We start from the raw sequence: 13295 nt of genomic DNA, 5'->3' as shown, positions 1-13295 counted from the left end.
GTTGCCTATCCGCGGAATCACTCCAGCGAGGCGCTTTCGTTCTCTATCGAATGGGCAAACTGCTGGCTCACGTTGAAAAACAGGGGATATTCGACGCCAGACTCGGGATCACGCACCTGCATTTTGTCGTAGACGCCCTGTTGATCGTAAACGATGGACTGGTCCAGCACCTCGAGCCCCTTCAGGCGGACAAAAGCGCGGAGCTCCGAGGTGGTGATGGTGTGGTAGGCGCTCTGCTGGGTACGACCGTCACCGCTCCGCTCGATCGAGTCCATCAGCCCCTCGACCATGTAGCGATGCCGATCCTCGCGCTCGTGTTCAGAACTTCTGCCACTGCAGACCACACCGATCATGTGCGCCTCCAGGCTCATATAGTTGCTCGCCAGCACCTCGTCCACGTAACTCAGGCAGCGCTCGTAATTGGCCTGCTCCACCGACTGGTAGGCCTCCGGTAAACCCGTCAGGCGCACCCCGCCGTGCGGGTTGTACTCCTCAGACTCACTGTAAGCGTTACGCAGGGCGTCAAAATCCAGCGTGAAGGAGAGGCGCTGCGCCTCTGCCAGCAGGCGACGGTACTCGGTCTCCGGCACCGCTGGCTGCCGCTGTGCCGCTGTCTCACCTCCGGCCCCCGGGACCGGTGCCCCGGCACAGGCGCCAAGCAGCGCGGCCAGCGCGATAATCGAGACAGACTTAATTATTAGGGTCATGGGTGCTTATCTCCGTTACCGGTTTTTTTCGGATGCCGAACAGGCCCCTGCGCTCGGACTCCTGCACTTCTATCTGGGGACGCAGGAAGTCACGCAGCTTGTTCTGCTCCCACATTGCGTCCTGGTACCCCAGTTCGATCAGCTCGCCCAGGAAAGGTTTCTCAAAAAGAAGATAACTGGCCGCCGAAGCGCCGCCACCGGCGGTGGTTGCCCCGGTAGACCTGAACAGCCAGCGCACTGCCGGCGGCAGGTAGCGCACCTTTCGACCGGCCAGTCGATCGAGACTCTGGGATGGCTCGATCACCGCAGATTCCACCGAGCGCAACGGGGAGAGCCCCATCAGCTCCTTCTCATGCACCGAGTCCAGTAACAGGTTGACCCGATCCATGTGCTCCAGATCCCCCTCGAGACTATCGATAAATGCGGCATTGAACAGCTGCCCGGCAATTTGCGCCATGGACGGCGAGTGTCGGGGCGCCTTGCTGCGCTTTTTACCCCAGTGTACCGGCGATCGATTATCCGAAACCCCGACCACGAACACCCGGTTAGCCCCCAGGTGCAGTGCCGGGCTGATGGGCGCCAGCTGGCGCACCGCACCGTCGCCGTAATAGTCATCGTCGATTTTGACGGTGGCGAACAGTGCGGGAATGGCCGAAGAGGCCATCAGGTGATCCGTGGTGATTTCTGCACGAGTGCCATAACGCCGGAAGCGCCGCCACTCGGTCAGCTCCTGCGCACCCTGGAAAAAACTGACCGACTCCCCCTTGCGGTAGGACATGGCATTGACACACACGGCACGCAGCCGCCCCTCATCGATATTGCGCTGCACGTTGGGGAATTGGATGACCTCGTCGATCAAATCCCGCAAAGGGGAGTTGTCGAGCAGGGCCAGCGGGCGCTGGCGGCTCACACCGTGGTGAAATAGCGAGCGGCTGATGGAGAACATATTGCCCAGCAAACTGCGCCAGCTGCTGCGGTAGATGCTGTCCACCGTCAGGCCCAGCCACAGGTCGCACATGCGCTCCACTGCCTCGCGGAAGTTCCCCGGATGTGAGGCGAGCAGTAACGCATTCACCGCTCCGGCCGAGGTGCCGCAGATGATCTGGAAGGGGTTGGGGTTGCTCTCCGGAGTCAGCTCCGCCAACGCTTTGAGTACACCGGCCTGATAGGCGGCGCGCGCACCGCCCCCGGACAGGACCAGGGCACTGGACTGATGAGTCAGCTTGGGTATTTCTTGCTCTGCGGCCAATGTCTCTTACCAGCAAATGGCACCGGAGGGGCCGGACCCTGCCCTCCAATGTAATCTTCTCCCCGCGCGGCAACAATGTGCTCGGGGGAAATCAAGAATAGCAGTCCCCTACCGCAAGAAAGTGACCGGTCGCACGGAAAAGTCACTTACTGGCACGCTCTCTTCAACGGGACATATCTACCACGTAGCGACCGATACCGTGCCCCCGGTGCAGGCGCGCCAGAAATTCCGGCGCCTGCTCCAGAGCGATATCCTCGGCGATGCGATCGAGTTGCTGACCGATATACCAGTCGCCACCCAGCTTCTGCCAGACCGCCGCCTTGCGCTCCAGCGGCAGCTCCACACTATCCACGCCCAGCAGACTGATGCCGCGCAGAATGAATGGAAACACATTGGCCTGAAATTGGGCACCAGCGGCCATGCCGCAGGCGGCCACCCCGCCTCCGTAAGCCAGTGACTTGATCACGTTGAACAGGGTGTCGCCGCCGACGGTATCCACCGCCCAGGCCCAGAGGGGCTTGGCCATGGCCTTGCTGGCGAAAGGCGCCAGCGTCTCCCGGTCCAGCACCTTCCAGGCACCGAGCGCGGTGAGGAAATCAGCCGATTCCAGCTTGCCAGTCACCGCCGCCACCCGGAAGCCCAGCTGCGCGAGGAGCGCCACGGCGATCGAGCCCACACCACCGGTGGCACCGGTGACCAGCACCTCGCCATCGGCGGGCCTGGCCCCGGCCTCGAGCAACTTCTCTACACATAAACCCGCCGTGAGTCCGGCGGTGCCTAGGATCATTGCCTCCCGGGGTGTCAGCCCCTCCGGCAATGGCAGGGCCCACTCCGCAGGCACGGCAATACGCTCAGCCAGCCCTCCCGGGGTGTTCATGCCCAGGTCGTAACCGGTAATGAGCAGGGCCTCGCCGGCCTTGAAAGTATCACTGCGATCCTCCACCACGGTCCCGACGGCGTCGATGCCCGGGGTGTGGGGATACTGGCGGGTGATCGCCCGATTGCCAAAGGCGGACAGCGCATCTTTGTAATTGAGAGAGGAGTGGGACACCGCCAGTTGCAAGGGGTGATCCGGCAGATCGCCGACGGACCGCTGCACGATCTGCTGATCAAATTTGCCCGCCGCGACCTCCTCTACCCAGACTGCGCGAAAGGTCTTCTCCATGGTGCCCTCCGTTCGCTTCCGTTCGATGAGGAATAAACTATTGTGCCTGGTGGCGCCACGCCTCGAGCCGTGAGAAGAGGCGCATCAAAGCCGACTCCACGCCGGACTGCGCGGCCAGGCCCATTTTCTTGGCAATATTTTTACGCTCCTTGTATTCCACCTGATATAAGTCTGCGTCGCTGGCACGGCTGGTCAGGTATTCATCGGAAGTCTTCAGCTCATCGACCAGGCCAAGTTCCACAGCGCGCTGACCGAACCACACCTCGCCGGTGGAGACTTTGGCGACATCCAATTGCGGGCGGTACTCGGAGACGAAATGCTGGAAAAGAGCGTGGATTTCCTCCAGGTCACTCTGGAACTTTTCCTTACCCTGCTCCGTATTTTCGCCAAACATGGTGACTGTGCGCTTGTATTCGCCGGCGGTAAACAGCTCGAAGTCCACGTCGTACCGCTTCAGGAAGCGGTTGAAATTGGGTAACTGCGCCAGGACACCAATCGAACCCAGCATTGCAAAGGGCGCAGCGAGAATGCGGTCGGCCACGCAGGCCATCATGTAGCCGCCGCTAGCGGCCACCTTGTCGACAGCAATGGTGAGCTGGATCCCTGCACTGCGGACACGGGCCAGCTGGCTTGCAGCCAGGCCATAATTCGCCACCACGCCACCGGGGCTTTCCAGGCACACCACCACTTCGTCGCCCGGCTCGGCCACTTGCAGGATGGCAGTGACCTCCTCCCGCAGCTGCGCCAGCGCACTGGCCTTGATGTCGCCATCGAAATGCAACACGAACAGCCGCACGCGCTCGCCCTCGGGTTTCGCCTTGATGATCGCACGTGACTGGGTGTCACCCGCCTCTGCGTCGGCCTCGCCCTGCTCTGGCAACGGTGTGTCCGTGGGTTCCAGATCCTTGCGCTGCACCTTCTCCGCGGGTTTCTGTTTTTTCTCCGCCTTGTGCTTTTTCAGCAGAGCCTTTTCCCTGGCTTTTTTCTCTTTCGCCATCTGTTTGTGACGATGGGCAAACTCATGTTTCTCCATCACCGCTTCGAGCAGGGTTTCCTTCATTTGCTCGTAGCGATCATTGAGGCTGGTAACGACGATGTGGCCCTGGATGCGGTCCTTGAGTTGCTCCCGGTTCGCCACGATGAATCCCACGATTACCAGGAGTGCAACGACGACAGTAACCACTTTGGCCAGAAACAAACCGTATTCAGTAAGAAATTCCACTTAAACTCCCTGTCAGATTTCGGAGAGGTAAAACTCTGCAGCGCCCTCAGCGCCACTCCTCGAGTGCCGTGGTCGCCTGCTGGTTGAGCGGCCGCGCCACCAGGCCACTGTGACTGATACGAACCTCGTACACGGCCCCATCCTCCATGGGCAGGAAAGTGGCACTGCCGTAGACCGCATCGACAAAAGGCAGCCTCTGGCTGATGCCACGTAGTGACTCCCAGACATCGACACCGTAATTACTGCCGTACAGCTCGTGCACCGTGCGTTCGAGGGTACGCTCATCCTGGAGGGTCAGGTAGCGGCCACTGACCCGATCCAACCGATAGGCCGGCTGGATGCCCCAGCGCGCCAGCGGGCCCTTCCACTTCAACAGGCGCGCGTCCAGTTGCCACTGATCTCCGCGCAGCACAAAAGTCTGGGCAACGCCGTCTTCATCGGCAAACTTGGCTTCATAGTGCTGGTCTTCGAGCTTTCGAAATGAGAGCGTACCGACACTGTGTTCTTCAGCCAGGTTGCGGTAGCTGTATACGTCCGCCGCCACAAGCACGATCAAAAGCGCCGCGCCCAGCAGAATCAGGCCGACACTGCCGCGGATAAAGCCCAGCACCCAGCTGCCACCGACAAGCACCCGTCCACCCCAGAAAACCAGTAGCAGCGCCAGCACGGCAATCAGAAAAGTTATGGCGATGTACATGCAAATCTCCGCTTTATTGTTTCGGTTTACGGCTCTCGCACTGTGCCACAAAAGTGCGGATCAGCTGGCCGGAGAGCGTCTCCGGGGGAGGAATGTCCGGCAATTGGTCAAATCGGAACCAGCCGGCCTCGGCGATCTCCTCCGGATCCGGTGAAACCTCTCCACCAGCCCAGTCCGCCAGGTACCCCAGCATCAGTTGACCGGGGAAGGGCCAGGGCTGGCTGCCCACATATCGCATCGCCGCCACTTGCAGGCCGACCTCCTCGTGCACCTCCCGCGCCAGGGCCTCCTCAGCACTCTCTCCCGCTTCAATAAATCCTGCCAGCGCGGTAAACAAACCGTGCTTGTGGCGGGTGTGCCGGGCAAGGAGGCACTCTTCACCGCGGGTAACGAGCATGATGACACAGGGGGAGATTCGCGGATACACCGTGAGATGGCAGCGATTACAGGTTCGGGCCCGCTCTTGACCGTAGTCTTCGGTCGCGCCGCCGCAACGGCCGCAAAACCGATGATCCAGATCCCAGTTGACCACCTGCACGGCGCGTCCGGCCAGGGAGAACTCCAACTCGCTGACCTCGCCCAGCAGGCCTCGCAGGCCGCGCCAGCCACAGCCCGGCACATCGAGTTGATTCGCCAGGAAATGCACCCCGCAGGAGGCGCCTCCGAGTTCGCCGAGATAGTGGCTGGCCACGATCTCCCGCTCAGTGAATGGCAGACGCGAATGCAGCAGCCCCTCGCTGTGGCAGAGCAGCATGCCGCTGGATACGAACAGGTGGCGACGGATGACAGGAACCGGACGCACCCCTGCAGCCGGCACGAAGCGTTGGCTCAAAACCCTTCCCCGCTCAGGCCGGTTCCACCGGATAACCGAGGACCTGGAGACTTTCTACCGCCAGATCCAGCGACTGCATGTTTGCCCTGCGGTTCAACTTTACCTCACCGAGGTAGTACTCGAGGCTGATGATCGCATCCGCAAACGTATCCAGAGTCTGCTCGATCGCCGGAGCAGTGTCCCGCTGGTCCATCACAGATTCCACGAAGGCAACCAGCCGCTCGACAACTGCGGCCGCCCGGCTGAGACCCAGCACCACGAGTCCGCCACGGACCGAATTAAGGGTGGTGGATACATTGCGAATGTGCCCATGATCGAATTCCGACTCGGCGTAAGAGCCCAGTGCGCGCTTGATCAGCGACAGGCCCGCTTCCGTTTCCTTCAATACGGCAAGCTCTGCCTCCGCCAGCTGGCTCCGCTCCAGAGCCATGTCCGCCTGGCCCTGCTCGTCCACGTCGATACTGGATGACTGGCGCAGCGCTCGGATAACACTGTCGACCATCAAAACCTGGCTGGTCAGATTCTGCAAAGCATCGCGGGCGGTATTATTCCCCGCACCGACGCTGGACCGGTATCCCTCCACGGCACTTCTGAGCCCATCGGCCACGCGGCGGAAGTTCAGCATGGCAAGGGTGCTGGCAATACGTTTCAGCGTCCCCAGCAGGCCATCTTCTTCATCCAGTCCCGAAGCGCCGATAAGCTCGGCGTCGTCGAGCATCCGCCGGACACCGGTCAGCTCCTCATCCAGGGCAGTTGCCACCGCACTGATGGCCGTAGCACCGGGACCACCAAGACTTGCACGCTCGCGCTCGAGCTCCGCCTCACTGTATTCCAGCGGCTTGGCCGAGAAAGCTTCCAGTATCTGTGCCGCCTGTCCGGAGGGTCCCGACAACGCCAGCCAGTAGAGACACTCCTTTACCAGGACCGGGGGGGCCGGCTGATCCAGGGCGGCATCACCCTGCTTCTGAAGCGTGCGCAGGCGCCGATCCAGCATACTGAAGACCATTACCCGCGAGCGATTGGTATGCATCTCCCGCGCGGCCATTCCTCCAAGGGCGGCGCCCGCCACTGCCCACAATTTTCCCGAGGGTCGCCCGGCGGAAATACTCGCCACGCGCTGCAGAGCGCGGGACATCATGGTGAACGCCGGCCCGGCCGGCTTGCCCTGCAACAATGCCAGCAGGCCCACCTGATACATATGACGGAAGCGGCGTACAAAGTGGCACAGATCTTCGGACATAACCGCGGAGGAAACGCCCCCGGGAACAGTGGCATCCAGGCGGCAGCGGAAGAAATGACTCTCGGGTACCGGCGCCAGGCCCCGGGCCGAGCGCAGGTTATTGATGTACGGGATCAGCAGCTCCGGGCGAGCGAAACCGCGGTTCTGCACAAAGTCCAGATAGCGGGTTAATACATAGAAAGCTGTACTGAGACTTTCCATTACCTCCGTGACGGGCTCCTGACGGCCCTCCTGGATATCCGCAAGCGCGCTGCACATCTCCTGACTCAGGAGTTCGGCCGCATGCAACTGCACCATCTGCAGTACGCCGGTGCCCTGACGAAGGAGCGCCAGGCACTGCTCGAGGGCCTGCATGTTGTTACGGTCTGCCGCGTACTGATCAAGTTGCGCCGCCGCAGAATCCACGGACGTCGTCAGTTCGGCCTTGATCAAGTTCACCGAAGTAATGTTGATTTCGCGTAATTCAGTCACCGCCAACACCACCGCACACTGTTATTCATTATTAACTGTTCAAATATTGGGCAGCCACAACCAGGTGCGGCCTGCCACGGGCCAATGTATACCAAACCGGATGAGAATCCACGGTTTCCGCGGACAATTCCATCGATCAATCGACAAATCCCCGGGCCAATCAAAATCAGCTGGATTTTTCTACCGACGGAATAGCGATCTACTGGCCCTCCCGTTACAGGCAAATCGGACGCATAAACACCACAAGAAAGCGCTAGCGGTGGGCCCCAAACTCTGCCGGAGCGGAATCTGCCAGCGCACCGCAGTGCCCTGCTGCGCCCGGTGCCCTTAGCGGCATTGAGTCAATACTGCCGGGCATGACCAGCGACAGGGCGGCGCTTCACGAGGTCGGTGACGATGCCGGAGTCATCCCCCGGCTTATTCGGTTGCGGGTCCGACAGTGGCACCGGTGCGAGCGACTGGAACTTTTGCTGCGGAGCAGGCTCGTAGACGCCACAAGTGCGCCGGGCCAAACCCCTGCCCCGGGCAAAGCCGCTAAGTATTTACCTCGCCATTACAGCGGGGATCCACTGACCGCAGCTATTCACGCCGGTGACAGATTTCGTATTGAACCAGGAACTGGGACAACAGCCAGCGGACTGCTGTGGGTGATCAGCAGCGACATGTTCGTCGCCACGGTCTATATCAGCGACTCAAGGGGATGCCCAACGCCGGGGAAATCAGTCGCGAGCATTTTGCAAAACTGGCCATGGCCACAAGCAGTGCCGCCGACTGCCACCGCGGTTCAGCGCACGCGTGGAACAGCCCGCGGCTTTACCAGAAGTGCTTACCTGCAGACTTCTCGAGCAAGCCGAGCATCTCCTGGTGGGCTTCCAGCTCCTCTGCGGTCGCCTGGCGAACCGGTAGGGGTGCCCGGTCAGCAGACAGTCGGTAAATAGCGCCGGGAGCCGAATCCCTCTGTTCTCCCTCGGCACCCTCCTCTGAGCGACTGTCTCCCCCCAGCGCCAGTGCCAAATCCGTCTGTCCGCCGGTCATCATCAGGTAGACGTCGGCCAGGATCTCGGCGTCCAGCAGTGCGCCGTGCAGGTCGCGCTGGGAATTGTCAACGAAGTAGCGCTTACACAGCGCATCCAGGTTGTTCTTCTGCCCGGGGTGCTTTTCCCGGGCCAGTGTCAGGGTATCGAGCACACTGCAATGTGCAGCCACATTCTTCCAGCGCGGGCTGCGCAGGAGCTTCAGCTCCCAGTCAATGAAACCCACATCGAACGGCGCATTATGGATAACCAGCTCTGCGCCCTCGCAAAACGCCATGAACTCATCGGCGATCTGGGCAAATACAGGCTTGTCCTGAAGGAACTCGTTGGTGATGCCGTGTACTTCAATCGCGCCGTCGTCGACCTCACGTTCGGGATTGATGTACTGGTGGTAGTGGCGTCCGGTCAGCTTTCGATTGACCAGCTCGACACAGCCAATTTCAATAATGCGGTGGCCGGTTTTCGGGTCCAGGCCGGTAGTTTCCGTATCCAGAACAACCTGTCGCATAGTTAACTCTCCAATTCGTCGATGCCGCGGTTGGCCAGCTGGTCCGCTCGCTCATTACCGGGATCGCCGGCGTGGCCCTTGACCCAGTGCCAGTGCACCTCATGGTGACCGATGCTCTCGTCCAGGGCGCGCCACAGGTCGGCATTTTTTACCGGCTTTTTGGCCGAGGTTTTCCAGCCGTTACGCTTCCAGTTGTTGATCCAGCTGGTTATCCCCTGGCGGAGATATTGAGAGTCTGTGTGCAGGTCGACATGACAATGCTGGTTTAGCGCCTCGAGCGCCCGAATTGCAGCCAGCAGCTCCATACGGTTATTGGTGGTATGGGCTTCCCCACCAAACAGTTCTTTCTCGGAGTCGCCGTGAATCAGGAGAGCCCCCCACCCGCCAGGACCTGGATTCCCCCGGCAGGCGCCGTCGGTATAGATGGTTACTTGCTTCAATGGTCTGGTTATTTTCGTTGCTTGAATTAAATAAGGGGGTGAAGGCCCCCCTGGTTACCCAGTCAGGGCTTCTTGTGACGATGGCGGGCCGCAACCCGGGGACTGGAGGGCACTGCTCCCAGAGCCGGTTTGCGATTGCTGCGCCAGTCGATCTTGATCGTGCGCATACGCGCCACTTCTTTGCGCGCGACTATGATGTAAAACCCTCCCCAAGGCAAGCGCCAGCGAGCCCCGCGGCGCTCCATCCACATGGTCTTTGCCAGCAGATCCCGGTGCTGTAGCGGCAACCGAAAGAAGCCGCGCTCTACGTTGCTTGCCTGCAGATCCAGCAGGTTCATCCAGTCCTCGACGCGAGCCGCCCGCAACTGGTTCCCGCGCTGGTGCGGAGCGCGGTCGAACAGAAACCGCGAAATTCCCAACAGTGAAAAGGGATTGAAACCAATCAACACTAAATGACCGCCGGGGATAAGCACCCTTGCCGCCTCCCGCAGTACCTGGTGAGGCTGACGGGAGAAATCGAGCAAATGGTGCAACACCGCGACATCAATCGATTCTGCCGGCAGCGGCAACTGCTCAAACTCAACCATCGCCGCTCCGCCCTGAAAGGCACAGGGGCTCATGCGAAAGCAGTGATTGATGCGGCTGCACGCGGCGAAGTCGACCTTGTCAGTGACGCCGGCCTGCATGAGGTGGTAACCAAACAACCTCTCGATCAGGGGCTGCGCCAGTGCCAACTCCTGGGTCAGTATTTCCTCCCCCAAACCTGATGAAAACCAGGGCGCCAGCTCTTCACAGGACTCCTCGAGACTGGGTTGCTCCCCCTTTGAGTTTGACTGCTTGGTCATAAGAGCTTCCTATGGACTGGCGTCATCGCGTAACGGTCGCAACGGCTTCAAGCGCCCGCAGCTGTGCTGTTTTTAACACGACGAGCGGCGACACACTATCGGCACCACCGCAACGGCTGAGTAACCAGCCGCCGTATTTTCATCATACCCCCGGCGCTTGTGCTTCAATGCCATGTGGTATGGTTTCACCATCTAGGGTAGCGGGTGATAAAAATGCTCACAATCTCGCCAATACCGGCATTTAGCGACAACTATATCTGGCACCTTGCACAGGATGGAGAACACTGGGTCGTAGACCCCGGCGATGCCGCACCGGTAATCAAAGCCCTGGGAGACGCAGCACTCAACGGCATTCTTATCACGCACCATCACCTGGATCACACCGGGGGGATCGCGGAGCTGGTGAAGCGCTACCAGTGCCCCGTTTACGGACCCGAGTCTGTCGATGGCGTCACCCACCCGCTCAAAGATGGCGACCAATTCCGGCTGCTCGGCGCTCCGGTCAGGGTCATGGCTGTACCCGGGCACACTCTGGACCACCTGGCGCTCCTGATGGAGGAACCCGGCGCAGAGGCAACACCCCATCTGTTTTGTGGCGACACGCTGTTTGCCGGCGGCTGTGGCCGCCTCTTCGAAGGTAGCCCGGCGCAGATGTATGACTCCCTGCGCCGGCTCTCTGATCTGCCACCAGAGACACAGGTCTACTGCGCCCACGAGTACACCCGCGCCAACCTGCGCTTCGCCGAGGCGGCGGAACCCGGTAATGCGGTGCTGCAAAACCGGATCAGCCAGGTGGACAACCTGCGTGCAGGAGATCAGCCCAGCCTGCCCTCCACCATCGGTGAGGAGCTGGCAACCAACCCGTTTTTGCGCTGTCACATTCCCGCTGTCGCTCGGCGGGCCGCAAGCCACGGCGCCGCAGACAATTGCGACGAGGTCGAAGTTTTCGCCACTTTGAGGAAATGGAAGGACAATTTTTGAACAGTCAAGAGGGAAAGGGATGTCCGCCGCTTATGTTGATTTGAGCAACAATTTGAGCAATAAATAGGCATTTACCGTTGACCAGTCCCAAGGTCCCTCTTTAGAATCAAGGAATTACAGATAAAAGCTCAGGTTTGACGCCAAGAATTACAAACCTGGCGCTGAAGTAGCAGTAGAAAAATCCAAGCTATAACGCATCGCGGGCACCAGCATGGTTCAAAAGAAATTTGCCGTTGCAGTATTGGCAGCGGCCGTGGGGGCCTGTGCGCAGGTGGACAAACAAGCCACAGCGCCGCAGGACAAGCTGTACCACGACAGTAAAGTTGCAGTCTCTCCGCCAGCGGAGAAAGCAAATTCCGCCGCGCCTGAAGCGGCGCTGCCTCCGGTTGACGTCTGGGATCGACTACGGCGAGGCTTCAGTCTCGAGCGCCGTTTGGATGACCCGAAAGTCAGAGACTACGTTGCCTATTTCTCCCGCAACGAGGGGTACATGTCTCGGGTAACCGAACGGTCCCGACGTTATATATTCCACGTGGTAGAGAAACTCGAAGAGGCCAACCTGCCACTAGAGCTGGCCCTCCTTCCGATCGTGGAAAGTGCCTACGACCCCTTCGCATACTCTCACGCGCGCGCCTCCGGCATGTGGCAGTTCATTCCCGCCACCGGGCGCGCTTTCGGCCTGCACCAGAATTGGTGGTATGACGGCCGCCGGGATGTGGACGCCTCGACAGACGCCGCCATCGCCTACTTCTCCTATCTCTCCGAGCGCTTCGACGGCGACTGGGAGCTGGTTCTTGCCGCCTACAATGCCGGCGAAGGCACCGTGCGCCGCGCAGTGAAGCGCAATAAGCGCCGCGGCCTCGGCACAACATACTGGGACCTGAAATTGCCACGGGAGACCCAACGGTACGTGCCCCAGCTGCTGGCACTGGCCGAGGTCGTATCGCGGTCAGACTACTATCGAGTTCCCCTCCACGATGTGGCCAACGAGCCCTACTACACCAAGGTGAACGTGGGCAGCCAGATCGATCTGGCCCAGGCGGCCAATCTGGCAAAAATCGAGATCGAGGAACTCTACCTCCTCAACCCCGGCTTCAACCGCTGGGCCACCGATCCGAACGGAAAACATGAGCTGTTGATACCGGCAGACCGCCAGCAAACCTTCCAGCTGGCGCTAAACAAACTGCCTGTAGAACAGCGTGTCAGCTGGCAGCGCTACAAGATCTCCCGCGGGGACACCCTGTCAACCATCGCCCGCCGTTACGAAACGACAGTGGCAGCGATTCGCCAGGCCAACAAACTGCGCGGGAACACCATTCGCGCGGGGCAAACCCTCCTGATTCCCAGTGCTTCGGGGCCAGCCGGACAATACGCCTACGCTCTGGACGAGCGCGTGCAGCGTCAGCAGTCCTCCGGCAGTGGCAGCAAGACCAGCTACACAGTGCGTCCCGGCGACACCCTGTGGGGCATTGCGCGCTCCATGGACGTGGGCGTCCGGGATCTGGCCAAATGGAACAGCATGGCGCCAGGTGACACCCTGCGCCCCGGCCGCAAACTGGTCGCCTACAATGCGGGACAAAGCGATAGCCGCACCACCCGCAAGCTCTCCTATCGGGTTCGTAGTGGCGACTCCCTTTACCGTATTGCGCGGAAATTCAGCCTCGAGATCAACGACATCCTGCGCTGGAACAAGATCAGCAAATCCACCTACCTGCAGCCGGGCCAGCGCCTCACCCTGTTTGTGGATACTGCCGCAAGCGGCTGATCCTGCTGCCCACCCCATAACAAAAAAGCCCGCATATGCGGGCTTTTTTGTTTCCGGAAATCCTGGAGAGTCGCAGTGAGGCATTGCCTTCAGGGCTGCGAACTTCTTTGTGGCCCGCTCTCGCGGGCCATGCCGGTCC

At 60.5% G+C, this 13295-nt stretch carries 12 protein-coding genes; 2 read left to right on the top strand and 10 right to left on the bottom strand.

What is annotated here, in order from left to right:
* Positions 1-17: 17 nt before the first annotated feature.
* The 10 genes from AWR36_RS14655 to AWR36_RS14610 all read right to left on the bottom strand — a co-directional run bounded on the left by AWR36_RS14655 (position 18) and on the right by AWR36_RS14610 (position 10410).
* The gene (locus tag AWR36_RS14655; protein ID WP_067086614.1) at positions 18-707 is read right to left on the bottom strand and encodes a DUF4919 domain-containing protein; all 690 of its coding nucleotides are present in this window, start codon (positions 705-707) and stop codon (positions 18-20) included.
* Positions 691-1956 carry a patatin-like phospholipase family protein gene (locus tag AWR36_RS14650; protein ID WP_231745357.1) on the bottom strand — a complete coding sequence of 422 codons (1266 nt, stop codon included), beginning with the start codon at positions 1954-1956 and terminating at the stop codon, positions 691-693. Before AWR36_RS14650 ends, AWR36_RS14655 begins: the two co-directional genes overlap by 17 nt.
* A gap of 163 nt (positions 1957-2119) precedes the next feature.
* Positions 2120-3121: a YhdH/YhfP family quinone oxidoreductase gene (locus AWR36_RS14645; RefSeq protein WP_067086609.1), complete on the bottom strand. Its 1002-nt coding sequence runs from the start codon at positions 3119-3121 to the stop codon at positions 2120-2122.
* A 37-nt stretch (positions 3122-3158) separates the two neighbouring features.
* Complete coding sequence (gene sohB, locus AWR36_RS14640) at positions 3159-4343, bottom strand: protease SohB (RefSeq protein ID WP_067086606.1); 1185 nt, start codon at positions 4341-4343, stop codon at positions 3159-3161.
* A 46-nt stretch (positions 4344-4389) separates the two neighbouring features.
* Positions 4390-5040: a cation/multidrug efflux pump gene (locus AWR36_RS14635; protein WP_067086602.1), complete on the bottom strand. Its 651-nt coding sequence runs from the start codon at positions 5038-5040 to the stop codon at positions 4390-4392.
* Positions 5041-5053: 13 nt separating this feature from the next.
* The gene (nudC, locus tag AWR36_RS14630) at positions 5054-5872 is read right to left on the bottom strand and encodes an NAD(+) diphosphatase (protein ID WP_067086599.1); all 819 of its coding nucleotides are present in this window, start codon (positions 5870-5872) and stop codon (positions 5054-5056) included.
* A 13-nt stretch (positions 5873-5885) separates the two neighbouring features.
* Complete coding sequence (locus AWR36_RS14625; protein ID WP_231745356.1) at positions 5886-7583, bottom strand: hypothetical protein; 1698 nt, start codon at positions 7581-7583, stop codon at positions 5886-5888.
* Positions 7584-8396: 813 nt separating this feature from the next.
* On the bottom strand, positions 8397-9125 hold the full coding sequence (dnaQ, locus tag AWR36_RS14620) for a DNA polymerase III subunit epsilon (RefSeq protein WP_067086596.1): 729 nt from the start codon (positions 9123-9125) through the stop codon (positions 8397-8399).
* Positions 9126-9127: 2 nt separating this feature from the next.
* Positions 9128-9565: a ribonuclease HI gene (rnhA, locus tag AWR36_RS14615; RefSeq protein ID WP_067086593.1), complete on the bottom strand. Its 438-nt coding sequence runs from the start codon at positions 9563-9565 to the stop codon at positions 9128-9130.
* A gap of 62 nt (positions 9566-9627) precedes the next feature.
* The gene (locus tag AWR36_RS14610; protein WP_067086590.1) at positions 9628-10410 is read right to left on the bottom strand and encodes a class I SAM-dependent methyltransferase; all 783 of its coding nucleotides are present in this window, start codon (positions 10408-10410) and stop codon (positions 9628-9630) included.
* Positions 10411-10623: 213 nt separating this feature from the next.
* Between AWR36_RS14610 and gloB the strand changes: the two genes are divergently transcribed.
* Entirely contained in the window at positions 10624-11391 is a 768-nt protein-coding gene (gene gloB / locus AWR36_RS14605) for a hydroxyacylglutathione hydrolase (RefSeq protein WP_067086587.1), read from the top strand.
* 211 nt (positions 11392-11602) lie between these two features.
* Positions 11603-13156 (top strand): LysM peptidoglycan-binding domain-containing protein, encoded by a 1554-nt coding sequence (locus tag AWR36_RS14600; RefSeq protein WP_067086583.1) that lies wholly within the window; start codon positions 11603-11605, stop codon positions 13154-13156.
* The last annotated feature ends 139 nt before the right edge of the window (positions 13157-13295 follow it).

The organism is Microbulbifer flavimaris, assembly GCF_001641755.2.
GTDB classification, from domain to species: Bacteria; Pseudomonadota; Gammaproteobacteria; order Pseudomonadales; family Cellvibrionaceae; genus Microbulbifer; species Microbulbifer flavimaris.
This window is presented reverse-complemented; position numbering and strand designations above follow the sequence as displayed.